This window comes from Rhodococcus sp. SMB37, assembly GCF_004345605.1.
Lineage (GTDB): Bacteria > Actinomycetota > Actinomycetes > Mycobacteriales > Mycobacteriaceae > Rhodococcus.
The window spans coordinates 12,900-35,702 of record NZ_SLVY01000004.1; the positions used below are offsets into that span (position 1 = coordinate 12,900).

A 22,803-nucleotide genomic window follows, 5' to 3' on the forward strand; every position below is an offset into this window, starting at 1 on the left:
GTCGGGATCGTCAGCTGGCAGCTGCGGCCGTCGAGGTCGACGTCGTGGACGCCGCGGCGGGCGCCGGGTCGGACTTGGTCTCGGTCTTGGCGGGAGTAGCGGACTCGCTCGAGGTGCTGCCGCTGCGCGAGTCGGTGCGGTAGAAGCCGCTACCCTTGAAGACGATGCCGACGGAGTTGAAGAGCTTACGAAGCTTTCCGGCGCATTGGGGGCATTCGGTCAGCGACTCGTCGCTGAACGACTGCACGATATCGAACTTGTTGTCGCAGGTCGTGCAGGCATAAGAATAAGTGGGCACCGGGGACTCCTCCGCGTATGAGATCGGCTTTAGCACTCTACAGTCGACAGTGCCAACAAATCTAGGGTCTGTGTTGTTCCGCACGCTCGCCGGAGCCGAGGCGGACCAGCCCCGATCCCGGCGTGAGCGCCCACCCCATACGAATGTCGTGCGGATCCTCGGGCAGTTCGTCGACGAGTTCGTCGTCGCGCACCACCGCAACGATCCGCGCATCCGGCGCGGCCAGGTGGAGCGTGCGGTCGTAGAACCCGGCGCCCCGGCCCAGCCGCACGCCACGACGATCCACCGCCAGAGCCGGGACGAGAACGGTGTGTGCCCGGCCCACGGTCTCGGGCGGCAGTACGTCGCCTGTGGGTTCGTGAAGCCCGAAACCTGCCGCGACCAGTGTGTCGGCGCCGAGGAAATGCGCCCAGCACAGCGGTGTGTCCGGCCGGGTGATCGGTACGAGGACTTCGGCTCCTGCATCGGCCAGTGCGTCGAGCATCGAGATCGCACCGGGTTCGGACCCGACGGGCACGTACGCGCACACGGTCGTGTCGGCGGGAACGAGTGTTGCGGCTAACGTGGCCAAAGCGGCATTCTCGCTGCGGCGCCGTTCGGTGCTGAGGATGCGCCGTCCATCGAGGACCTTGGTGCGCCAATCGGCCTTGGTCGGGGGATGCATAGTCGTCAACCTTAGGATCACCGAGCCATCACTTCGCCGGCAAAAGTTAGGGTGGGAACTTATGACGAACAATTCGACCGAGGTCGCGCGGCATTTCAGAACCGCGGTCGTGCCGGCAGCGGGTATGGGTACGCGTTTCCTTCCCGCCACCAAGACCGTGCCGAAGGAACTGCTCCCCGTCGTCGACACGCCGGGCATCGAGCTGGTGGCGGGCGAGGCTGCCGAATCGGGTGCCGAGCGTCTGTTGATCGTTACCTCGCCCGGCAAGGACGGCGTGGTTGCGCACTTCGTCGAAGATCTGGTCCTGGAGTCCAAGCTCGAGGCGAAGGGCAAGTACGAGCTGCTCGCGAAGGTCCGGAAGTCGTCCGGAATCCTCGAGGTGGACTCGGTGATCCAGGCGCAGCCGCTCGGGCTGGGGCACGCGGTGTCGTGCGCCGAGGATGCGCTGGACGACGACGAGGACGCCATCGCGGTGCTGCTGCCCGACGATCTCGTGCTGCCCGTCGGTGTCCTGGAAACTATGCAGAAGGTGCGCACCAAGCGCGGCGGTTCCGTGCTGTGCGCGATCGACGTGCCGAAGGACCAGGTGAGTGCCTACGGCGTGTTCGACGTCGAGGTCGTGCCCGACGCCACCAACCCCGACGTGCTCAAGGTGCTCGGCATGGTCGAGAAGCCGGCCATCGAGGATGCGCCGTCGACCTTCGCTGCGGCGGGCCGCTATCTGCTCGACCGCGCGATCTTCGACGCGCTGCGTCGCATCGAACCGGGTGCAGGTGGCGAACTCCAGCTGACCGACGCGATCGCACTGTTGATCTCCGAAGGTCACCCCGTGCACGTCGTGGTTCACCGCGGCACTCGACACGATCTCGGAAATCCCGGTGGCTACCTGCGTGCTGCGGTTGACTCTGCGTTGAACACCGAGGAGTACGGCCCCTCGCTTCGTGAGTGGCTGGTCGAACGTCTCGAACGGTGACGTCGACCGGGTGATCTGTGAACGGTGACGCTGGGTAGTGCGGGCTGGAGGACGAGTAGCGGTATGCGGTCGGTTGAGGATCAGCAGACCAGGGTGACGGCGGCGGCCGTGGCACCCAGGCCTGTGCGGGTGGCGATCTCCGAGGCACAAGGCCTGCTCTGCGCAGAAGAAGTGGTCACCGAGCGGCCGTTGCCGGGATTCGACCAGGCCGCGATCGACGGCTATGCGGTCCGCAGCGTCGACGTGCAGGCGGTGGGCGCTCGCCCCGATCCGGAATCCGGCGAGGAATCCGCCGAGGTGACGCTGCCGGTCGTCGGCGAAGTTCGTGCGGGCTCGCGCCAGCCGATCCGGTTGCAGCCGCGACAGGCCGTGCGCGTCGATACCGGTGCGGCGCTGCCCACACTCGCCGATGCCGTGCTCCCGCTCGAGAGCACCGATCGGGGCGACGCCCGGATCAAGGTCCTCGAACCGGTCCGGTCGGGCGAATACGTGCGACGCACCGGCGACGACGTGCAGCCCGGCGACGTGGCGGTGCGCGCGGGCGCGATCATCGGCGCCGCGCAGGTGGGTCTGCTCGCTGCGGTCGGGCGCGACAAGGTGCTCGTGCATCCGCGGCCGCGACTGTCGGTGATCTCGGTCGGTGGCGAACTGGTCGACATCGACCGCACGCCCGGGCCGGGGCAGGTCTACGATGTGAACTCCTATGCGCTGGCTGCGGCCGCGCGTGACGCCGGCGCCGACGTCAATCGGGTGGGGATCGCGAGCACCGAGCCGAAGCGGCTGCGTGAGGTGGTCGAGGGTCAGCTGATCCGTTCCGAGATCGTGGTGATCGCAGGTGCTGTCGGTGGCGGTGCGCTCGACGACGTCCGCGAGGCCCTGACCGATCTCGGGAAGCTCGAGGTCGAGCGGGTGGCCATGCATCCGGGTTCCGTTCAGGGATTCGGGCAGCTCGGACGCGACGAGGTGCCCACCTTCCTGCTTCCGTCGAATCCGGTCAGTTCTCTGGTCGTGTTCGAGGTGATGGTGCGTCCGCTCATCCGGATCGCGCTGGGTCGACGTCAACCGATGCGCCGGATCGTCACGGCCCGCACGGTGGCTCCGATCACGTCGATTCCCGGACGCAAGGGATACCTGCGCGGGCAGCTCATGCGCGACGAGGCGACGGGCGACTACCTGGTGCAGGCCCTCGGTGGCGCTGCGGGCGGGTCGTCGCACCTACTTGCGACACTAGCGGAAGCGAATTGCCTGGTGTTGGTTCCGCCGGATGTGTCCGAGATCCGCACGGGCGACCCGGTGGATGTGTCGTTCCTCGGGCAGCGTGGATGAGTCGTCACCCCGGGTGGCCGGCCGATCTGGGGCCGCTTCGCGTCGCGGGTGGGTTGGTGACGGTGCGGTCGGTGCGTCTGAGGGATGCCGCCGCGTGGAGTCGGCTGCGCACGCGTGACCGCGACCATCTCGAGCCGTGGGAGCCGACGGGGGAGTCTGCGTGGGAGATGCGCCACCACATCTCGGTGTGGCCGGGTCTGTATCGGAGTCTGCGCGCGGAGGCCCGCAAAGGGCTGATGGTGCCCATGGCGATCGAGCTCGATGGTCGGTACTGCGGCCAGATCACCGTGGGCAACATCGTGCGCGGTGCGCTGCGGTCGGCGTGGATCGGGTACTGGGTCGAGAAGGAAGTCAACGGGCTCGGGGTGGCGACGGCGGCCCTCGCTCTCGGGCTCGATCACTGCTTCGGCCCCCTCGGTCTACACCGTGTCGAGGCGACGGTGCGTCCGGAGAACGAGCCCAGCCGCGCGGTCCTGCGCAATGTCGGCTTCCGTGAGGAGGGCCTGCTGCAGCGGTACCTCGATGTGCACGGACGGTTTCGTGATCATCTTCTCGTTGCGATGACGGCCGAGGAAGTGCCAGGCTCGGTCGCAGACCGATTGGTGAGCAGTGGCCGCGCGACCTGGGCCTGAGTGTCCGTCTCTGTCCGATTCGGGGTGAAGCATGTGCTGCGTGTAATGCAAGTTACGTGCAACATGAGTAACAATCCCCAGCGCAGATATATATCTGTGTGACTAGAGTGAAGAGTGTGTCACATGGTTTCGCGTGACTCGTGTGACGGCAGTAGCCGTCTGAGTCGGCGTTTCTGTAGGGATAAGAGTGATGATGCCGTTAACCTGGGAAAGGTCAGTGGCGTCGACGGACTGGTAGGCGACAACTGGGAGGAGGGCCGCCGCAATGCCGAACTCACTCCTGTGGATCGGGCTGGTTGCCGTGTGGTTGTTCGTCCTGGTTCCCATGCTGGTCACGAAGCGTCCTCGTATCCGTCAGACGACCGACGCCGCACTCGCAACACGGGTTCTGCATCGCGGTGACGAGAAGCCGAAGGCCCCCCGTGGGCCCGCGGCGGGTCACCGCACTGATCCGAACTGGCGTCCGAGTCGTGATCACACGCACCGCCATGCGGAGGCTCGTATGAACACTCAGACCGACGACAGGCCCGACACCGAACTCGAATTCACCGATCTGGACGATGCCGCGCCGGGCAACTCCGACGAATACCAGTACGAGGTCGACGGGCCGCCGGTTCGGCAGAGCGTTCCGCGCCGCCGCGGCCGAGGCGGATTCGATCCGCAGGCCGACGCAGAGGCGTCGGCCGAACGTTACGAGTTCCGCCAGCGCGCCGTTCTGGGGCTGCTCATCGGCGCAATCATGACTGCGGCGCTGGGCTTGATCCTGTCGCCGGTGATGTGGTGGGCATGTGGCCTCGTGGTGGCAGCGTTCGTCGGCTACCTGTTCTATCTGCGCCGCCAGGTCCGACTCGAACAGGATATTCGTCGGCGCAGAATGGCCCGACTGCAGCGGTCGGCGGCAACCGGGGTACATGTGCGCGGCGAGGGGGACTTCGGCGAAGTTCCGTCGCGGCTCCGACGCCCGGGGGCGGTGGTTCTCGAACTCGACGACGAAGATCCCGAATTCGAGCATCTCGACAGGTTCGATGACGAGTACGACGACTACGCCGACCCCGACTACGTCGGCCCGGGTTACGACGAACCCGACGACTTCCCGGTCCGGCGCGCCTCCGGCGCATGACCGGAAAACCGGAAGAATCGACTTCGAAAAGCCCACACCACCCGGTGTGGGCTTTTCTGCTCGTGGAGCTATGACCTGCGTGTATGGACCGATTTCGTGTTGGCGGTCTGCGTTTGCTAAGGTTTGCGAGTTGGTTCTACGGAACCTTCGGGGCTGTGGCGCAGTTGGTAGCGCGCTTCGTTCGCATCGAAGAGGTCAGGGGTTCGATTCCCCTCAGCTCCACCATTTTCGAGGGCACGATCTCAATCCGGATCGTGCCCTTCGTCGTAGGTTGCGTTGCGTGTCCGACCGACGTCACGCCCCGGTTCGCCGGAAGTCGCTCGGGTTGGTGCCTCGAACTCGTTTGAATGCTGCGCTGAATCCGAACGGATCGGAGTACCCGACGGCGCGGGCAACGTCCGCTATGGTTGCCCCCTTCTGCTCGATCAGTAGATCCGCTGCGAGTGTCATGCGCCGGCGGGTGAGGTAGGCCAGCGGAGGTTCACCGACCAGATCGGCGAACCGCTTGGCAAGGGTCGACCGCGACACCCCGGTGCGGTGGGCGAGCGAAGAAACAGTCCACGGCGCCGCCGGGCCGGTCGAACGACTCGCGCAGCGTGCACACCAGCAACCAATCCAGCAGTCGGTCCAGCACGACCTGCTGCCTCCGGAACGTCGATGGAAGCCTCGGCTGCGAGGTGGTCCAGCACGGCATCGCCTGTGCCCCCGGCGCCCACGCGCAGCACGACAGGAAGCTCGTCCAGCAGCGGGCGGCTGATCGCACTGCGCACCGGGTAGGAGCCGACGATCAGTGTGGTGCCGCCGTTGTCTTTGGAGTCACTCCAGCCTCTCCGATGTCGAGTGCCGCCCTCCTCGGGCGCTGCGCAATGCTCACCACACGCGATCGGTTCCGCCCTCGTACCGACTTCGTCCACGAAGGTGAACGTCCCAGGCCCCCGCACAACGATCGTCTCGTGGTCACCGAGTGGCTCGGGTGGGCAATGTTCCGTGACGATCCAGCTCGACCCACCGACAACGGTGCACAACGTCAGGGGCGCGCCGTCCACGAAATGCAGTGCCCAAGGCGGTGACTTGATCTCATGTTTCCGTCATAAGCACCGCTGCCGATTCGCTGACCGGCCAGGACCTGGAGTTCCTCGGTCGCCCGCTCCACGGGTTCCTGACCGTGGCCGGAGGGCCGCACCCGCAGCCCCGGCCGGTGTGGTTCGAGGCCACCGCCGAGGGCAACGTCCAGATCTTCACTTCTCCCGACTCACTGAAAGTACGGCGTCTGCAACGTGATCCCTGGGCCTCGATCGTCGTCGCCGCCCCGGTCGGCGAACGTGAACGGTGGATTTCGGTCGCCGGCCGCATCACGGTCGAATCCGATGGGGCGCACGAATTGTGTTCACGACTGGCCGCTCGCTACTGGGATATCGGCGACCCGGACCGTGCTTCCGTCCTCGCCGAAATCCTGGCTGCAGAACAGGTTCGCATTGTCATACGCCCCGAGACCGTGCGCCGGTACGCGCTTTGACCGCTGCTTTCCCGCGCGCGAGCCGGTTGTGGTCCATCGCGATCGCGACCCAGTAAGACAGGCTCTCGTCGTCGCGGATCGCTTCCGCAGCGACGTCGATCCAGCCGGGGCCCATCGTGCGTCCGGCGCCCATTTCGGCCTGCGTCGCTCCGGGTCTGCTGAGGAGCTCGTCGTGTCGGTCTGCGGCGACGCGCACCAGCAGACCACCGTCTTTCAGCGCGCTGACGACCATTTTCTCGTCGACCATGAACGCTCGACCGCCGAACATCGATACCTCGCGCGTCACCGACTCCGCGTCGAGCAGTTCGCGGAGGCGTTCGATCAGGGCAGTCTGCGCGGCAGTCATCAGCGCCTCCTTGGGCCATCCTGCTCGAGCGGCTGCCACTCGTCCGGTCCGGCGTCGCCGCCGGAGCCCGCGGTGGCCAGACGGGGGAGAAAATGTGCCCACCCGTGGGCGTGCCCGGGCACTTCGGTGTCGGGAAGGTCGGAGTGGATGAGGTCGACGCGGGTGCCGCCGGCAACGGCGGTGAGCCGGAACTCGACCGTCGATGCTCCGACGGGCAGGACCGTGTTCCCCACAAATCCCCACGAGACGACCACCCGAGTGGGGTGGTCGACGTGAAGATACTCGCCGCGCACCGGATATCCGGCGATGTCGACGGCGAAGCTGCCGCCGGGTCGCGGGTCGAGTTCGGCATACTGGCCCATCCACGCTGTCATCCCGGAGTTCGTGGTGAGGTACTCGAACACCGTCTCGGGAGACGCGGCAATGTCGATCGAATCTCGGAACTCAGCCATGGTTCTCGGCCTCCCTCGCCTCGATCACGGTCTTGAGCGCGGACAGCTTCCGCGGCCAGAAATCGTCGAGGTACGAACGCACCGCGGCAAGACCGTCGGTGTCCACTGCGAACAGATGGCGTGTGCCGTCGCGAGTGCTGGCTGCGAGGCCCGCTTTCCGGAGCACGCCGAGGTGGTGCGACGTCGTCTGTTGGGACAATCCGACTTCCTCGGCGATGGAACCCACCGGGTGTGGACCGGAGCGAATGACCCGTAGGATCGCCCGCCGGTTCCCGTCGGCAAGCGCCCGCAACGCACTGTCGAGGTTCACCGCGGCCTCGGCACCCATTGTTCGCCTCCGCTCGTCGAGTGTCACGACAATAACACAAATATGTATTTGTACTCATGGCTATACGTGGACTTGGGCACTCGGGACGGTGATCCGAAATGAATCATTGGCCGACGCACCGTGGTTCGTGCTCTATCCGACCACCGCACTGTGCCTGTGTGGCAGTGCCGGCACCTCCAGCTCCAGCGAATCGCGCAAGGTTCTGCCTGGGTACTCGGTGCGGAACAGGCCGCGACGCTGCAATTCCGGCACCACGAGGTCGACGAAGTCGTCGAGGGAATCCGGGTAGGCAGGGCACATCAGGTTGAAGCCGTCGCAGGCACCGGCGACGAACCACTCCTCGATTCGGTCGGCGATCGACTCGGGTGTGCCGATCATGGTGGCGTGACCGCCGCCGGCAGCGAGAAATCCGAGCAGCTCTCGCAGGGTCGGTCGTTGCGTCTCGATGATTCGTTGCACCGTCGCGTACCGCCCCTGTGGGCCGGTGAATTCCGAGATGGGCGGCAGGTCCGAGACCGGAGCGTCGAGGTCGTGGCCGGTGTAGTCCTGGCCGGTGAAGGCCCCGAGCTGGGCGAGTGCGCCCTCGATGTCGAGATACGCGTCCAATTCCGACTTCTTCGCCTGCGCTTCGTCGTCGGTGCGTCCGACGTAGGTGACGAGACCGGGCAGGATCGCGATCGATGTCGCGTCACGTCCTGCGGCGGCGGTGCGGGCACGTAGGTCGGTGGCGAATTCGAGCGCCGCCGGAAGATCCCAGGCAACCGAATACACGGCCTCGGCGTGGCGGGCCGCAAGGTCACGTCCGGTGTCCGAGGCGCCGGCCTGGAACAACACCGGGCGTCCTTGCGGGCAGCGCGGCACCGTGAGCGGACCGTCCACACTGAAGTGCCTGCCGCGGTGATCGATCCGGTGGACCGCGGCGGCATCGAGGAAACGCCCGGCCGAACGGTCCGCGATCACGGCGTGCTCGTCCCACGAATCCCACAGCGCGACAATCGCGTCGATGAACTCCTCCGCCCTTCCGTACCGTTCGGCGTGGGCAGGCAACGAACCGAATCCGTGGTTGCGGGCTTCGGCGTCGAACATCGATGTCACGATGTTGGCGCCGGCGCGTCCACCGCTGATGTGATCGAGCGACGCGAGCATGCGTGCCGCGTGGAACGGCGTGTAGAAGCTTGCTGACACCGTGGTGACCAGCCCGATCCTCTCGGTGGCCCGCGCCATCGCCGACAGCGCGGTGATCGGTTCGAGAAACCACGTCGTGCCTGCCGTATACGCGGGGTTCACACTGTGGCCGTCGGCGAAGAACACCGCGTCGAGGCATCCCCGCTCGGCGGTGCGTGCGAGTTCCTCGAAATAGGCGATATCGCCGATGCGCTCCGCGGCGGAGTCCGGGTGCCGCCACGCCGAAGAATGGTGGCCGGTGCCATATAGAAATGCGTTGAGATGCAGGGTGCGCACCGCCATCAGTTCATCACCAGTCCGCCGTCGACGACGAGGTTCTGCCCGGTGACCGCGCGCGACCAGTCGGACGCGAAGAACAACACGGCGGCGGCGAAATCCTCCGGAGTCGTGACCTTACGCAGCGGTGTCGAGCCGGCGATCAGGTCGAAGACCTCCGGGGGTGTAGCGGACGATGCATCGGTGGTGCGCAGGAGCCCGCCCGACACCATGTTCACGCGGATGCCTTCGGGGCCCAGATCCGCAGCGAAAGTACGGGTGGTCGACAGCAGCGCCGCTTTGGCTGCGGTGTAGTCGTGGTACGGCACGACCGGGTTCTGGAACAGGTTGGTCCCGATGTTGACGATGCTGCCTCCGCCGGCTTCCCGCATTCCCGGCAGAGCGGCCTGGATGGTGTTCACTGCACCACCGACGATGCCTTCGAGCTGGGCTGCAAACGCGCCGTAGCCGATTCGATCCGCTTTTTCGCGGGCGTCACCGTTGAACGAGAAGTCGGGCAGGGCGTTGTTCACCACGGTGGTCACCGGACGGCCGAAATGTTCGCGCGCGCGCTCGAACACAGCCTCTACTTGTGTGCGGTCGGTGACGTCGGCCTGCACGGCAATCGCGCGTTCGGTGCCGATGCTCTCGGCGAGAGCGCGGGCCGTGTCGCTGCTGCGCCGGTAGTTCACGACGACGGACGCGCCTTCGTCCGCGAAAGCCTGTGCGATGCTGCGGCCGAGCCCTCGACCGGCACCGGTGACCAGGACGATCCGATTCTCCAGCGATGTTGTTGTGGGCATTGTCGTGACGCCTTCCCTTCGGACCGAAGGGATACGCAGGCGGCATCGGACCGGTGGTCTGTCGCCGACTCGGCATCCCTTCGCTCGCATGATCGAGATCAGGTGCTACGGGTGTGTTCTCAGCCGTGTCCGGCACCCCGTGTCGAGTTTCCAACGCCAGGTTAGCATCTCGATTCGACCATGCTGCAGTGCGTCACGTTCCGGCGTGGAGGAACAGCAACGCGAGCCACACCCAGCCGACCGTGATCACCATCCGCTGCACAAGTCCGGCGAACCGGGAATCGTTCTCCCACGCCTGACCGAACACGACGAAGCCGATGGTCAGCGCGACGGCGGTCGACCCCGAGAACCAAATCCATCCAGCGCCGGGCACGGTGAACACGGTGACGATCGCGGCTGCCGGAAGTGAGGTGAACACGACCGCGCCTGCCTGGTCGTGAATCTTGTGGCGGCGCGTGTATTCCGTCGGTGTCCGGTCCGGTGTGCCCGGCGGATATCCGCGCATGGCATCCATCGGGAAGAGTCCCGAGATCATGAGCGACACCCCGAACACCCCGATCGCCACGCCGAGCAACACACTGCCGAATGTGTGGGCGACGCCGACCGCTCCGACGGTCACTGCTGCACCGCACACGATGAAGTTGGTGGCCTGAATCCAGCCCCGGCGGCTCAGCGCGAGCGCGCTGACGGGCTGGCGCACCGGGTGGTAGCCGGGGCGGGACCACCCGTCGACGAGGAAGATCACGACGAAAACCGTGAGTGCGATCGAACCGATGATCGTCACTCGATCATTCCCACCGGAAGAGCGCAGCTGCGACCACGACACCGACCACGATCGTCACGCCGAGCGCGGCGAAGTGGGCCGGGTCTGCGGGGCTTCCCGCCCAGGCTGCGGACATGGCCTCGACCGAGGCGCCGAACGGCAGCCACTCTCCGACCGTCGCGACCGGGTCGGGGAGCGCGTCGCGGCTACCGAACAAGCCGCCTGTCGCGCCCAGGGCGAAGAAGGCGACAAGTCCGATCGCCACCGCGGAGTTCGGCGTCGGGGACACTGCCGCGACGATCATTCCCACGGCGTACATCGCCGCCATCGCGAGCACGAACACACCGACGGCGGTGCCGAGATGCACGGGGGGACTGGCGTCGAAGAAAGCAGTGGCGACGACGATCGCTACACCGAGCCCGACCAAGGTCTGCAGCACGCTGACCACGACCTGGGCCACCAGGACCATCGCGGGCGACGCCGGCGTCACCGACAGTCGTCGCAGAATGCCCGTGCGCCGGTAGTACGCGAGGAAACTCGGCATATTGATGACGCCGATCGAGGCAATGATGATCGTGAACACCAGTGGGAGCACGAAGACATCCAGCACAGTGCGCCCGTTCGCCACTTCTTCGGTGCTCGCCGACGAGGCACTCATCACCAGGATCAGCAGGGGAAGGCCGATCGGAACGACGAGACCCGCCGTGTCGCGTGCGACCATCTTCGCCTCGCACACGATCAGCGTGAGCCAGGCAGCGGGCCCCGGACGATAGGTTTCGACCACGGTGCTCATTCCGTCTCCTCCAGTTCTCGTCCGGTGAGCGCGACGAACGCGTCGTCGAGGTTCTCCGCCGCCGCTCGTGCGACGAGGCCGTCCGGGGTGTCCAGTGCGACGATGTTTCCTGCGTCGAGCAGCGCCACGCGGTCGCAGAGGTGCTCTACCTCTTCCATCGCGTGGCTGACCAGCAGAACTGCGACGTCGTCGCCGCGCAGACGCTCGATCGTCTTCCACATCTGTCGCCGCGCGCGGGGATCGAGGCCGGTGGTGAGTTCGTCGAGGATGACCACACGTGGTCGTCCGACGAGGGCGAGCGCGATCGACAGCCGCTGCTGCTGGCCGCCGGAAAGCTTCTCGAACCGGATGCCGCGTTGCTCGGTGAGGCCGACCATCTCCAGAAGTTCGCAGGCAGGCATGGGTTTCGGATAGAAGGTGCGATACAGCCCGACGAGCTCGGCGACGGTCAGCGAACCGTGCAGGGTGGCCTGCTGCAACTGAACACCCAGAACCTGACGGAGGCGGGAGCGGTCACGGTGCGGATCGAGGCCGAGGACACGCACACGTCCCCCATCGGGATTCCGCAATCCCGCGACCATCTCGACGGTCGTGGTCTTCCCCGCGCCGTTCGCGCCGACGATGCCGAGGGTCTCGCCGATTCCGAGTGTGAAGCTCATGTCGTCGACCGCGACCTTGTCGCGGTACCGCTTGTGGAGGTGTTCGGCAACGATCGCCTGTGGAGTGGTGCCCGGGGCGCTGGTGTCCATGACTCCGACGTTAGGAGCCGAGCGTGGGTGATCGCGCGTGCCGGATGTCAGGGATGCCGACCATGACTTTCGGCACCCGCCCGGTGTCGCGGTCGCGGCTTAGAGTGGTGACGTGCATCGATGGACACCAGAAGGGCTGTCGGGCGTGGCGATGCTCGTCGTCTCGGTCGTGGTGGGCGGGCCGGTACTGTTCGGCGCCGCTCGGACGGAGATCCCGCGCGCCGTATGGATCGTGCTGTTCGGTGTCCTGCTTGTCGCCCTCTTCGCCGCCGCTGTGACCACACGTCCATCCACGATCGGCAAGGCGTCGTGGGCGGTGGCGGTCGTCGCGGCATGGGCTGTGGTGTTGACCGCGCCGGAAATGGGTCTGCTTCCGATTCTGCTGGTCGTCGTCGCAGCCGTGAGCGTCTACGTCGTGCCGGTTCGTATCGGCCTGATCGTGGTGGCGCTCAATACCCTCGTCATCGGGTTGGCCACGGCGCAGCAGACCGGTGATGCGGGTGCGACGATGCTGACCGGAGGCTTCTACCTCTTGATCCAGCTGGCGACGGTGTTCAGCTCGGTGTCGCTGTTGCGGGAGCAACGAATGCGGCGAGAGTTGACGGAGGCCCATGTCGAGTTGCAGGCCGCGACCGTCCTGCTGTCGGAATCTGCGCGCACCGCCGAACGATTGCGGATCTCCCGCGACTTGCACGACCTCATCGGTCACCAGCTCACTGTTCTCGCGCTGGAACTCGAGACGGCGCGGCATCGAGACGGTGAGCGGGCCCGTGAACATGTCGAGCGAGCGAACCGAGTCGCGCGGGAGTTGCTCGCCGATGTCCGGTCCACGGTGGGGGAACTGCGAGTCGAGCCACTCAACCTCGCAGCCGCCCTGGAGCAGGTGGTGCGCGACCTTCCCGGGCTCGATGTGCAGATCGACGTCGCACCCGACGTGGATGTCGGAGAAGAGCACGCGGCCGCTTTCGTGCGTGCTGTGCAGGAGATCGTGACGAACGTTCTCCGCCACGCCGATGCGCGCGTGCTCCGAATCGAGATCTCGTCGGAGGGCGGCGGTGCTGTCCTGTCCGCGGTGGACGACGGTGCCGGAACCCGCAAGCTGCGTGTGGGCAACGGTCTCCGAGGCATGGCCGAACGGTTCGAGGCCCTCGGTGGGCATGCCACCTTCGACGGGAACCGCGGTTTCCGGGTCAGGGCGTGGGTACCGGCCTCATGATCCGTGTCGTGGTGGTGGACGACCAGACACTCGTGCGGCAGGGGATCACGAGTCTGCTGGAGGTCGCCGAGATCGAGGTGGTCGGTGAGGCCGACGACGGCCGTGCGGCCCTCGGCGTCATCTCGTCGACCCGCCCGGATGTGGTTCTGCTGGACCTCAGAATGCCCGGGTACGACGGAATCTGGACGCTCGAACAACTGCGTGAGCAGGACACGGCGGTGCCGGTGCTCGTGCTCACCACCTTCGACGATGATGCACTCGTACTCGATGCGCTCCGCGCCGGAGCTCGCGGGTACCTGCTCAAGGACGTCACTCTGGACCAGCTGACGCACGCGGTGCGCACACTGGCCGACGGTGGCACACTCATCGCCCCGTCGATCACCGACCGCCTGCTCCGGGCGATCCGATCCGGACCGTCCCCGACCGGGCCCGACGCCTCGCCCGCGCAGGACCTCACCGACCGCGAACTGGAGGTACTGCGCCTGATGGCAGCGGGCTTCGGCAACCGTCGGATCTCCGAGGCGTTGTTCCTCGCGGAGGGCACGGTCAAGAATCACGTCTCCTCGATTCTGCTCAAACTGGGAGCCCGCGACCGCACCAACGCGGTACTGAGAGCGCTCCACGATGGAGTTCTGCGCTGAGTGGGTCGCGGGCGGTTCCTGCCGACTTCTCGATGGCCGGGCGGCTGCTACGCATGGCGGCGCGTTCGCACACAGACATCGGCGTGCTGTGAGGAGAGTATCGATCTCGTAATCGCACGTCCGGCTATGGCGCGGACCAGGAGAACCCGGCACACTGTGTGACATGGACCATAGGATGAGTGACGACGAATTGCGGCGTGCCATTCGGGTGCTGCGCGACCGAGCGGACCTCGCACGAAACGAGGGTCGCCAGGACGACGCCGACATGCTGGAACGGACCATTCACGAATACCAGCAGGAGATGTCGCAGCGGCTCTGAGTGAAGGTTGCGGGTTATGGAGCGTCGTGGCGGTTAGGGTGACGCCATGGCGATCAAAGATCTGCGCGGCACGAGGTTTCTGATCACGGGCGCGGCCAGTGGAATCGGCCGTGCGCTCGCTCTGGCGGCGGCCGACGAGGGTGCCGAAGTCATCCTCACCGACCTCCACGCTGATGGCCTCGACGACGTCGTGACGGAAGTCCGCAACCGCGGTGGGGCGGTGCTGCATTCCGCGGCGTTCGACATCTCCGATTACGACGCCGTCACCGCGTTCGCGAACGAGGTCCACGAGCGATGCGAGTCGGTCGACGTCGTCGCCAATGTTGCGGGGGTATCGGTGTGGGGCACGGTCGACCGGCTCGAGCACAAGCACTGGAAGCTCATGGTCGACGTCAACCTCATGGGGCCGATCCATGTCATCGAGAACTTCGTACCGCCGATGATCGCGGCGCGACGTGGCGGGCACATCGTCAACGTGTCGTCGGCTGCGGGGTTGCTCGCGCTTCCCTGGCACTCGGCGTACAGCGCCAGCAAGTTCGGACTGCGGGGTGTGTCGGAGGTGCTCCGCTTCGACCTCAAACGCGACAAGATCGGTGTCTCGCTCGTGGTGCCGGGCGCGGTGGCGACGCCGCTGGTCGACACGGTGCAGATCGTCGGGGTCGACCGCGATGCTCCCGCAGTTCGCAAGCTCACCGGGCGATTCGTGAAGCATGCGGCCTCACCCGAGAAGGTGGCGGGTTGCATCCTCACGGGAATCAAGAAGAACCGCTTCATGGTGTACACGTCGTTCGACACCCGGTTCGGTTTCTGGTGGGCCCGAAAGTTCGCGCCGCCCTACAACCTCGTCATGCAGGGCGCCAACGACTACTTCCGCAAGGTCCTACGTTCGAGCATGACGAAGTAGCCGGAGCTGGCCGATCTCGGCGACGTTCTTCGTGAGTTCGACGTCGACCCATGCGACCGTGTGAGCGACGGTCTTGTCCGGGTCGCCCTGCCACGGAAACGGCGCGGGCGAATCGAGGTCGTCGTCGGTCATCGCGTCGAGGACGGCCACCCACTCGTCGTGCAGGTCGCGTAACCGGGCGATCGAGGCCTCACCGCTACCCGGCCACGTGATCTCGGTGCGGTCGCGTGGGGTGCGGCCTTGCATGTGGTCCAGTGTCACCGTCCACCACCACTCGATGTGCCACATGACCCACGCGATCGTGGGAACCGGAATCGGATCGAGTTCGGCCTCGTCCCAGTCGGGGATCCACAGGCCGTCGGCGCGTTCGTGGACCGTCCAGCAGAGGCCGGTGGGCTCCCACAGGAAATCGTCCGGCACGAGCTGATCGAGGTGAAGTTCGAACAGTGACCAGGTCAGGTCGAACTGCCAGCGCAACAGGCCTTGTCGAGAGGACGGCATTCCCCGTATCCCTTCGGGTTTCAGTTCGCGCGCTGGAGTTGCGCGCGAAGATGGTGGGTGAGCGGTGTGTCGGCGTGTGCCATCCACAGGTCATAGGTGAGGGTGTCGCCGTCGAGGACGTATCGGCGTGCGAGTTCGTGTACCGGCTTCGAGTCGGGGGAGCGTTCGAGTACGACAGTGACCAGGTCGAGCACGCCGTGGCTGAGCCGGCCGCGCTGGATCTCGACGAATCCGGTGGGTTGCGACACGAGTAGTTCGATGTCGTTGCCGCTGTTCCGGAGATATCCGTTCTCGGTGTGGAGCGGTCGGGCCTCAGTGCGGTGGCGGGTTCGGCTCACGTACATCAGGAACGGTTTTCCGGGGATCGAGGCGAACTCGATCGTCTCGTCGTACGAGAAGTCTTCGATGGTGGGGTAGTGGCCTTCGCCGCCTCCCACCCAGCGACCCGCGAACGCAGCAAGTTCGCCGAGAGGATCGTTGTCGGCCGGATTGTCGGACATGGGGAACTCCTCGCGGGCTGCGCGTGTGTGGGCTGGGCGTGTGCGCCCTCCATCCTCCCGTAGAGAGTTACCGTTGTCGCATGAACCAGCAGTGGGGTGTCGATTCCGAGGTGGGAGCGCTCACCTCCGTGATGCTGCATCGACCCGGCGCGGAACTCGAACGGCTCACACCCCGGAACAACGATCAGCTCTTGTTCGACGCGTTGCCGTGGGTGGCGCGGGCCCAGGAGGAACACGACGCGTTCGCCGACGTGTTGCGGAGTCGCGGTGTAGAGGTGCTCCTCCTTTCGGACCTGCTCACCGAAACCCTCGAGGTCTCCGGAGCGGCGCGGGTGCAGAGTATTTCGTCGGCCGTCGATCCGCGTCGGCTCGGTCACGCTCTGGCGCAGGAACTCGCCGGCCACCTGCGCACCACACCCGCATCCGAGCTCGCACGAATCCTGATCGCCGGAATGACTTTCGACGAACTGCCGGCGGCGGGGATGGGTTCGGCGCCGTCGCTCGTGCGAATGATGCATCACGGCCCGGACTTCGTCATCAACCCACTCCCCAACCTGCTCTTCACCCGGGATTCGTCGTTCTGGGTGGGTTCGCGCGTGGCGATCTCGACACTCGCGCTGCCCGCGCGTCGACGGGAAACCAACCTCACCGACCTCATCTATGCATTCCATCCGAAGTTCCTCGGTGTGCGACGCGCGTACGAATCGCACACAGCTCCCGTCGAAGGTGGCGACGTGTTGCTTCTCGCACCCGGCGTGATCGCAGTGGGAGTCGGGGAGCGGACCAGCCCGGCAGGGGCAGAAGCATTGGCGCGCAGTGTGTTCGAAGATGGCCTGGCGCATACGGTGCTCGCTGTGCCGATCGAGCAGCGACGGGCGTCGATGCATCTCGACACGGTCTGCACGATGGTCGACGTCGACGCCGTCGTCATGTATCCCGCCATCCGCGACACGTTGGAGGCATTCACGATTCGACGAGAGGACGGCGCTGCGCGGATATCGGGGCCTCGGCCCTTCCTCGAGGCGGCGGCCGACGCAATGGGAATCGAGAAGCTCCGGGTGATCGACACGGGGCTCGATTCCGTTGTCGCGGAACGGGAACAGTGGGACGACGGCAACAACACCCTCGCGGTTGCGCCGGGCGTGGTCGTTGCGTACGAGCGAAACGTCGAAACCAACACGCGGCTCGAGAATTCCGGAATCGAAGTGCTGCGGATCGCCGGGTCGGAGCTGGGCTCCGGCCGCGGCGGTCCGCGATGCATGTCGTGCCCGCTCGCGCGGGCGGCACTGTAGGTCGGGTCGGGGTGAGGCGGACCGTTCAGAGAATGTCGCGGACCTTGTCGACGGGGCGCGCGAGCACTGTTCCCTTGTCGGTGACGACAAGGGGGCGTTCGATGAGGATGGGATTCTCGACCATCGCGACGAGCAGTTCGTCCTCGGATGCCTCGGTGAGGTTCAGCTCCTTGTAGAGCGATTCCTTCTTGCGGATCGCTTCGCTGGGCCGTAGACCCGCGTCATCGAGGAGCTTGCGTAGTCCGTCGCGCGACGGCGGGGTCTCGAGATACTTCACGATCGTCGGTTCGAGGCCCTCCTCGCGCAGAAGTGCGAGGGTGTTGCGAGACGTGCTGCAGCGAGGATTGTGGTAGATCGTTGCGGTGTGTGCCATGTCTCGATTGTGCACTGCCGCTGGGAACGCCGGAAATGTCTCTGTTGAGGTCGGAGGCGGGGCCCTTTAATATTTCCGAGTTGATATACCTACTCGAAGTGGCTCTATTGTGAAAGGCCCGGGGGATATGCTCAAAGGTTTCAAGGACTTTCTGCTGCGCGGAAACGTCATCGAACTCGCAGTTGCCGTCGTGGTCGGCGCCGCTTTCACTGCGATCGTCACTGCGTTCACCGACAACATCATCAACCCGCTCGTTGCGGCGGTCGGCGGCGACGACGAGATGGGCTTCGGCTTCAAGATCATTGCGTCGAACGAAGCGACCTTCATCAATCTGGGCGCCGTGATCTCCGCGATGATCAATTTCGTCATCATCGCCGCAGTCGTGTATTTCGTCCTGATTGTGCCGGTCAACGCTGCGAAGGCGCGGTTCGCACCGGACAAGGAGCCGGAGGACGAGCCGCTGAGCGAGACCGATCTGCTCATCCAGATCCGCGACCTGCTCGAGACGGGCAGCTACAACACCGTCGACGACGACACAGACGGTCGCCACAGCGACAAGGTGCGCGTCTGACCTTCGCGATCGCTCGACCGGACCGGCGGTCCCGTGTATTGCGGGGCCGCCGCTCTTCTTCCGGTCGAAACCTCTGAAGGACGCTGCTAGCCTGCAGTAATGCTCGATATCGTGATCGATTCGGACTCATCCGTCCCACCGTTCGAGCAACTCCGACGGCGGATCGTGGAACTTGTCCGGGATGGGGAGTTGATCGCCGGAACGAAGCTGCCCACCGTGCGTGGAATGGCAGAGACCCTCGGGATCGCGCCGAACACGGTGGCGAAGACCTATCGGGAGCTCGAGCAACTCGGAGTACTCGAAACACGCGGACGGGCCGGGACGTTCATCGCGGATTCGGGCGACCCGACACGCTCGCTCGCACAACAGGCGACGATCGAGTACGTCGCATCTGCGCGTGTACTGGGAATGTCCGACGAGGAGATCATCGAGTTCGTCGAGGCCGCGCTGCGCGCCTGACGGACGACCTTCGCGCGATAGCACAGCGTAGCCCGCCGCCCTCACCTCGGTGCTTCGGCAGAATCGGTCGCGGAGATGAGATGATCGAGAACCATGGCACGGAACAACCACTACGAGGCGTTCCCGCGACAAGTCTCGACCTTTGCAAGTCCACGCTGGATGCGGCCACCTGATCAGGGACTTTCGGGTCCCGGCTGTCCCACGCGGCACCGGCAACATATGGAACAAATTGCACTTCGAATGATTTCGCCGCAACGATAGATCCATCGTCGGCATTCCCGAAACCAGATCGACTTCCTGGGCCCGCCACGCCACTCGAGTCAACGGCGTCATCCACTACCGTCGCCACGCACCGGGGGAACAGTGGCTCGGACGGCGCAGGAAATACCGCACAGTGTGCCGATCGAGTTCAGCGAAAGCGGCACAATTTCGAGTCAATGAAGGAAAGTTGGGACATATGACTGTGCCAGACGACCGGACTCACGACGCAGAAGCCGCTGTGGCCGTCGGACCACCGGATACTCCGTCGACCGACCCACCGCGCATCCGCACAGACCGCGTCGTGTTCGGAATTTCCGCGGCCCTGGTTGTCGCCATAGTCGTGTGGGGCCTCGCGGCTCCGGACAGCTTCAACTCCGTGACCGGATCCGTTCTCGACTGGATCGTCATCGAGATGGGCTGGCTGTTCGTCATCAGCGCCACAGCGTTCGTCATCTTCGTGTTGTGGATCGCGGTGAGCAGATACGGGAAGATCCCGCTCGGCAAGGACGACGAAGTACCCGAGTTCCGCACCGTCAGCTGGATCGCCATGATGTTCAGCGCCGGGATGGGCATCGGACTGATGTTCTTCGGCGTGTCCGAGCCGGTGTCGCACTATGTGACACCGCCGCCCGGCACAGATGGTGGAACGGGCGTGGCGATGGCGACCACGATGTTCCATTGGAGCCTCCACCCGTGGGCGATCTACGCGGTAGTGGGTCTGGCGATTGCATACGGCACCTTCCGAAAAGGCCGGAAGCAACTCGTGAGCGCCGCGTTCATCCCGCTTCTCGGACGCCGTACCGAAGGTCCCCTCGGCAAGCTCATCGACATCCTCGCCCTGTACGCAACGCTGTTCGGAACTGCTGCGTCGCTCGGCCTGGGCGCACTTCAGATCGGATCGGGATTCGAGGTCACCGGGTGGCTCGAGGTCGCCGGTGTGGGGCTTCTCGTGGCGATCGTCGCGGTACTCACCCTCGCGTTCGTCGCGTCCGCCGTCTCGGGTGTCGCGAAGGGCATCCAATGGTTGTCCAACATCAACATGGTGCTCGCCGGAGTGCTCGCGCTGTTCGTGTTCGTGCTCGGACCGACGATCTTCATCCTCAACCTCATCCCCACCACGCTGGGCGCCTACGCCGCCGACCTTGCCGAGATGTCCGCTCGTACTGCGGCGTCCGGACCGGAAGCGGGCGAGTGGTTGTCCAGTTGGACGATCTTCTACTGGGCCTGGTGGATCTCATGGGCGCCGTTCGTCGGGATGTTCCTGGCGCGGATCAGCCGTGGTCGCACCATTCGTGAGTTCGTGATCGGCGTGATGATCGTGCCGAGTGTCGTGAGCTTGTTGTGGTTCGCCGTCTTCGGTGGCGCCGGGATCAATCAGCAGGAGGAAGGGTACGACATCGCCGATGCCGGAAGTGTCGAAGCGCAGCTGTTCGGGATGCTCGATCATCTGCCGCTCGTGGGCATTTCCACCGTCGTCGTGATGGTGCTCGTCGCGATCTTCTTCGTCTCCGGTGCCGATGCGGCATCGATGGTGATGGGCAGCCTCACGCAGCGGGGAACGCTCACACCGAGTCGCGGCATCGTGGTGTTCTGGGGTGGCCTGACCGGTGGTGTAGCAGCGCTGCTGCTGTGGACGGGCGGCTCCGAGGCGCTCAACGCACTACAGACGATGACGATCATCGCGGCCGCCCCGTTCGTCATCGTGATGATCGGCCTGTGCGTGTCGCTGTACCGCGACCTGAGACGAGATCCGCTGATCACCGGTGGTCGACGACGGCGATTGCTCCGACGCGTCGAGTGACCTCCGAGCGTGCGGCCTTCGCGGTCGAGGTGACGGATCCGCAACCGGGATGCAGTGTCCTCCTGATCGGAGCGAAGACCGCAGCCGACGCGTTCGCGGTGCGTGTCGGACAAGGAGGCGTGATCCGTACCAGCGTCACCTTGGCCGACGCGACCGGCGCCTCCGATCTCGTCTGTGCGTTCGGGGTGCCGGAGTTCCGCGGTAGCGATGTGTCGCGGCTCGCCGGCATCACCGACCTGCTCGGACCCGCCGGGCAATTGTGGGTGTTCGATTCGGCGGGGCACGGCGATTCGGCCGGGTCGCTGTCGATGCAGATCAGCACGACGCTTGCGCGTGCAGGACTCGCGATCGTCGACATACTCGAAGGCCGGTGCGTGATCGCGCTCTGTGCCATGGTGAAGGGATGAGCGCCGCACGCGACCTCCTGTCTACCTTCGAAGAGTTTCTGCGAGTGCCACTTCCAGTCCACCTCCGGTGCTGGGACGGCTCGGAAGCGGGGCCGCCCGATGCCGCTGCACGAGTCGAATTCCGCAACCGCCGGGCGCTGCGCCGCGTGCTGTGGGCCCCCAACGAACTCGGATTGAGCCGGGCCTACATCAGCGGCGACCTCGCGGTCGACGGCGATCTCTATGCGGTTCTCGGTATCCCGGACCTAGTCGGCAGACTCGGCAGCCGCCCGCTGCGCGACACCTCGCCGCGTGAGCTCGCGCGCCTTGCCCGGAAGTTCGCCGCACTCGGCATCGTCGGGCTCCCGCCGCGACCACCATCGGTCGAGATTCCTCGCCGGCGCGGCGCCCTGCACAGCAAGCGGCGCGACGCGCAGGTGGTCTCGCATCATTACGACGTCGGAAACGACTTCTACAGGTTGTTTCTCGGCCCGTCGATGGTGTACTCGTGCGGCTACTGGGCTCGGCCCGACACCGGTACCGGTGGCCTCGAGGACGCACAACACGACAAGCTGGATCTGGTCTGCCGCAAACTCGGACTCGAGCCGGGCATGCGACTGCTCGACGTCGGATGCGGGTGGGGATCGATGGCCCTGCATGCGGCCCAGCATTACGGCGTTGACGTCGTGGGCGTCACACTCAGCGCCGAGCAGCGCGACTTCGCGAGGGCACGAATAGCCGATGCAGGAATGTCGGATCGCATCGAAATTCGGTTGCAGGACTACCGGGACGTCGACGGGAGTGCTTTCGACGCCATCTCGAGCATCGGAATGTCGGAACACGTGGGGGCCGCCAAGCTCCCCGAGTATGCGCGCCACCTGCACGAACTTCTCGTCCCTGGCGGTCGGCTGCTCAACCACGCGATCGCGTCGGTGGTGTACCGGCCTGAACCCCCCAGCCGCCCCGCGACATTCATCGACCGCTACGTGTTCCCCGACGGAGAGATCCTGCCGCTGAGCCGGACCGTCGACGCGTTCGAGCGTGCCGGGCTCGAAGTCCGCGACTCCGAGGCGCTGCGCGAACACTATGCGCTGACACTGCGCGCATGGGTCGCCAACCTACAGGAATCGTGGGACGAGGCTGTGTCACTCGTCGGCGCCGAACGTGCCCGAACCTGGTTGCTGTACCTCACGGCGAGCGCACTCGGTTTCGAGGAACCCGGACGTTTGACGATCCACCAGGTTCTCGCAGTACGGCCCACCGGCACGGGTGCGAGCGGAATGCCCCGAACCCGTCACGAATGGCTCGCAACCGGGTGACGCCGCAGTCTCGGATCGGTGCGCCTGACGGGAGTTGTCGGCACCTCGCAGTAGCGT

General features: G+C 65.6%; 30 protein-coding genes, 1 tRNA gene and 1 riboswitch. Of the genes, 16 read left to right on the top strand and 15 right to left on the bottom strand.

The features are described from left to right. Window positions 1-10: 10 nt before the first annotated feature. Entirely contained in the window at window positions 11-298 is a 288-nt protein-coding gene (locus EV641_RS07785) for an FmdB family zinc ribbon protein (RefSeq protein ID WP_132471402.1), read from the bottom strand. Between the two features lie 61 nt (window positions 299-359). Next, a complete protein-coding gene (locus EV641_RS07790) occupies window positions 360-962 on the bottom strand; it encodes a 5-formyltetrahydrofolate cyclo-ligase (RefSeq protein WP_132471403.1) in 603 nt (200 codons plus the stop codon). Between the two features lie 61 nt (window positions 963-1,023). Here EV641_RS07790 and EV641_RS07795 point away from each other — a divergent pair, with 61 nt between their 5' ends. From EV641_RS07795 to EV641_RS07815, 5 genes are all read left to right on the top strand, one after another. After that, the gene (locus EV641_RS07795; protein ID WP_054716083.1) at window positions 1,024-1,935 is read left to right on the top strand and encodes a UTP--glucose-1-phosphate uridylyltransferase; all 912 of its coding nucleotides are present in this window, start codon (window positions 1,024-1,026) and stop codon (window positions 1,933-1,935) included. 63 nt (window positions 1,936-1,998) lie between these two features. Next, window positions 1,999-3,261 carry a gephyrin-like molybdotransferase Glp gene (gene glp / locus EV641_RS07800; protein WP_132471404.1) on the top strand — a complete coding sequence of 421 codons (1,263 nt, stop codon included), beginning with the start codon at window positions 1,999-2,001 and terminating at the stop codon, window positions 3,259-3,261. Beyond that, window positions 3,258-3,893: a GNAT family protein gene (locus EV641_RS07805; RefSeq protein ID WP_132471405.1), complete on the top strand. Its 636-nt coding sequence runs from the start codon at window positions 3,258-3,260 to the stop codon at window positions 3,891-3,893. The genes glp and EV641_RS07805 overlap by 4 nt, the downstream gene beginning before the upstream one ends. 265 nt (window positions 3,894-4,158) lie before the next feature. Continuing rightward, window positions 4,159-5,013: a gephyrin-like molybdotransferase receptor GlpR gene (glpR, locus tag EV641_RS07810; protein ID WP_132471406.1), complete on the top strand. Its 855-nt coding sequence runs from the start codon at window positions 4,159-4,161 to the stop codon at window positions 5,011-5,013. Window positions 5,014-5,162: 149 nt separating this feature from the next. Then, a tRNA-Ala gene (locus EV641_RS07815) sits at window positions 5,163-5,238 on the top strand. Window positions 5,239-5,307: 69 nt separating this feature from the next. Here the strand turns inward: EV641_RS07815 and EV641_RS29680 are convergent. Next, window positions 5,308-5,541, bottom strand: coding sequence for a helix-turn-helix domain-containing protein (locus tag EV641_RS29680; RefSeq protein ID WP_241996935.1), 234 nt, complete (start codon window positions 5,539-5,541; stop codon window positions 5,308-5,310). After that, window positions 5,460-6,059, bottom strand: a complete 600-nt coding sequence (locus tag EV641_RS07820; protein WP_241996938.1) for a cupin domain-containing protein — start codon at window positions 6,057-6,059, stop codon at window positions 5,460-5,462. Before EV641_RS07820 ends, EV641_RS29680 begins: the two co-directional genes overlap by 82 nt. 44 nt (window positions 6,060-6,103) lie before the next feature. On the opposite strand from EV641_RS07820, the gene EV641_RS07825 reads away from it, so the two are divergent. Further along, the gene (locus EV641_RS07825) at window positions 6,104-6,529 is read left to right on the top strand and encodes a pyridoxamine 5'-phosphate oxidase family protein (protein ID WP_054713306.1); all 426 of its coding nucleotides are present in this window, start codon (window positions 6,104-6,106) and stop codon (window positions 6,527-6,529) included. Here the strand turns inward: EV641_RS07825 and EV641_RS07830 are convergent. From EV641_RS07830 to EV641_RS07865, 8 genes are all read right to left on the bottom strand, one after another. Further along, on the bottom strand, window positions 6,492-6,875 hold the full coding sequence (locus EV641_RS07830; protein WP_054713305.1) for a TfoX/Sxy family protein: 384 nt from the start codon (window positions 6,873-6,875) through the stop codon (window positions 6,492-6,494). The two genes, EV641_RS07825 and EV641_RS07830, sit on opposite strands and share 38 nt — an antisense overlap. Beyond that, entirely contained in the window at window positions 6,875-7,327 is a 453-nt protein-coding gene (locus tag EV641_RS07835) for an SRPBCC domain-containing protein (RefSeq protein ID WP_132471407.1), read from the bottom strand. The genes EV641_RS07830 and EV641_RS07835 overlap by 1 nt, the downstream gene beginning before the upstream one ends. Then, the gene (locus tag EV641_RS07840; RefSeq protein WP_054713303.1) at window positions 7,320-7,655 is read right to left on the bottom strand and encodes a metalloregulator ArsR/SmtB family transcription factor; all 336 of its coding nucleotides are present in this window, start codon (window positions 7,653-7,655) and stop codon (window positions 7,320-7,322) included. The genes EV641_RS07835 and EV641_RS07840 overlap by 8 nt, the downstream gene beginning before the upstream one ends. A 132-nt stretch (window positions 7,656-7,787) precedes the next feature. Beyond that, complete coding sequence (locus EV641_RS07845) at window positions 7,788-9,125, bottom strand: LLM class flavin-dependent oxidoreductase (protein ID WP_132471408.1); 1,338 nt, start codon at window positions 9,123-9,125, stop codon at window positions 7,788-7,790. Beyond that, entirely contained in the window at window positions 9,122-9,898 is a 777-nt protein-coding gene (locus EV641_RS07850; RefSeq protein ID WP_132471409.1) for a 3-oxoacyl-ACP reductase, read from the bottom strand. The genes EV641_RS07845 and EV641_RS07850 overlap by 4 nt, the downstream gene beginning before the upstream one ends. Window positions 9,899-9,956: 58 nt before the next feature. Further along, window positions 9,957-10,048: riboswitch (TPP riboswitch) on the bottom strand. A 43-nt stretch (window positions 10,049-10,091) separates the two neighbouring features. Then, window positions 10,092-10,682, bottom strand: coding sequence for a DUF998 domain-containing protein (locus EV641_RS07855; RefSeq protein WP_132471410.1), 591 nt, complete (start codon window positions 10,680-10,682; stop codon window positions 10,092-10,094). A 4-nt stretch (window positions 10,683-10,686) separates the two neighbouring features. Then, on the bottom strand, window positions 10,687-11,454 hold the full coding sequence (locus EV641_RS07860; protein WP_132471411.1) for an ABC transporter permease: 768 nt from the start codon (window positions 11,452-11,454) through the stop codon (window positions 10,687-10,689). Next, entirely contained in the window at window positions 11,451-12,203 is a 753-nt protein-coding gene (locus tag EV641_RS07865; RefSeq protein WP_054713300.1) for an ABC transporter ATP-binding protein, read from the bottom strand. The genes EV641_RS07860 and EV641_RS07865 overlap by 4 nt, the downstream gene beginning before the upstream one ends. A gap of 112 nt (window positions 12,204-12,315) precedes the next feature. Here EV641_RS07865 and EV641_RS07870 point away from each other — a divergent pair, with 112 nt between their 5' ends. From EV641_RS07870 to EV641_RS07880, 4 genes are all read left to right on the top strand, one after another. Then, entirely contained in the window at window positions 12,316-13,419 is a 1,104-nt protein-coding gene (locus EV641_RS07870) for a histidine kinase (RefSeq protein ID WP_199233181.1), read from the top strand. Then, entirely contained in the window at window positions 13,401-14,060 is a 660-nt protein-coding gene (locus EV641_RS07875; protein ID WP_241996939.1) for a response regulator transcription factor, read from the top strand. Before EV641_RS07870 ends, EV641_RS07875 begins: the two co-directional genes overlap by 19 nt. 175 nt (window positions 14,061-14,235) lie before the next feature. Further along, entirely contained in the window at window positions 14,236-14,379 is a 144-nt protein-coding gene (locus EV641_RS29415; RefSeq protein WP_199233201.1) for a hypothetical protein, read from the top strand. A gap of 46 nt (window positions 14,380-14,425) precedes the next feature. Next, complete coding sequence (locus EV641_RS07880; protein ID WP_132471412.1) at window positions 14,426-15,283, top strand: SDR family oxidoreductase; 858 nt, start codon at window positions 14,426-14,428, stop codon at window positions 15,281-15,283. Here the strand turns inward: EV641_RS07880 and EV641_RS07885 are convergent. Continuing rightward, the gene (locus EV641_RS07885) at window positions 15,260-15,784 is read right to left on the bottom strand and encodes a DinB family protein (RefSeq protein ID WP_132471413.1); all 525 of its coding nucleotides are present in this window, start codon (window positions 15,782-15,784) and stop codon (window positions 15,260-15,262) included. The two genes, EV641_RS07880 and EV641_RS07885, sit on opposite strands and share 24 nt — an antisense overlap. A gap of 20 nt (window positions 15,785-15,804) precedes the next feature. Further along, window positions 15,805-16,284 carry an FABP family protein gene (locus tag EV641_RS07890; RefSeq protein ID WP_054713298.1) on the bottom strand — a complete coding sequence of 160 codons (480 nt, stop codon included), beginning with the start codon at window positions 16,282-16,284 and terminating at the stop codon, window positions 15,805-15,807. Between the two features lie 80 nt (window positions 16,285-16,364). On the opposite strand from EV641_RS07890, the gene arcA reads away from it, so the two are divergent. Continuing rightward, entirely contained in the window at window positions 16,365-17,576 is a 1,212-nt protein-coding gene (arcA, locus tag EV641_RS07895; RefSeq protein WP_132471414.1) for an arginine deiminase, read from the top strand. A gap of 25 nt (window positions 17,577-17,601) precedes the next feature. Here the strand turns inward: arcA and arsC are convergent, their stop codons facing one another. Continuing rightward, window positions 17,602-17,949, bottom strand: coding sequence for an arsenate reductase (glutaredoxin) (gene arsC, locus EV641_RS07900; RefSeq protein WP_054713296.1), 348 nt, complete (start codon window positions 17,947-17,949; stop codon window positions 17,602-17,604). 127 nt (window positions 17,950-18,076) lie between these two features. Between arsC and mscL the strand changes: the two genes are divergently transcribed. From mscL to EV641_RS07925, 5 genes are all read left to right on the top strand, one after another. After that, window positions 18,077-18,520 (top strand): large conductance mechanosensitive channel protein MscL, encoded by a 444-nt coding sequence (gene mscL, locus EV641_RS07905; RefSeq protein WP_054713295.1) that lies wholly within the window; start codon window positions 18,077-18,079, stop codon window positions 18,518-18,520. A 99-nt stretch (window positions 18,521-18,619) separates the two neighbouring features. Next, entirely contained in the window at window positions 18,620-18,979 is a 360-nt protein-coding gene (locus EV641_RS07910) for a GntR family transcriptional regulator (protein ID WP_054713294.1), read from the top strand. A gap of 457 nt (window positions 18,980-19,436) precedes the next feature. After that, window positions 19,437-21,041 carry a BCCT family transporter gene (locus EV641_RS07915; RefSeq protein WP_132471415.1) on the top strand — a complete coding sequence of 535 codons (1,605 nt, stop codon included), beginning with the start codon at window positions 19,437-19,439 and terminating at the stop codon, window positions 21,039-21,041. Continuing rightward, window positions 21,038-21,448 (top strand): hypothetical protein, encoded by a 411-nt coding sequence (locus tag EV641_RS07920; protein ID WP_054713293.1) that lies wholly within the window; start codon window positions 21,038-21,040, stop codon window positions 21,446-21,448. Before EV641_RS07915 ends, EV641_RS07920 begins: the two co-directional genes overlap by 4 nt. Beyond that, complete coding sequence (locus EV641_RS07925) at window positions 21,445-22,746, top strand: cyclopropane-fatty-acyl-phospholipid synthase family protein (protein WP_132471416.1); 1,302 nt, start codon at window positions 21,445-21,447, stop codon at window positions 22,744-22,746. The genes EV641_RS07920 and EV641_RS07925 overlap by 4 nt, the downstream gene beginning before the upstream one ends. Window positions 22,747-22,803: the final 57 nt, after the last annotated feature.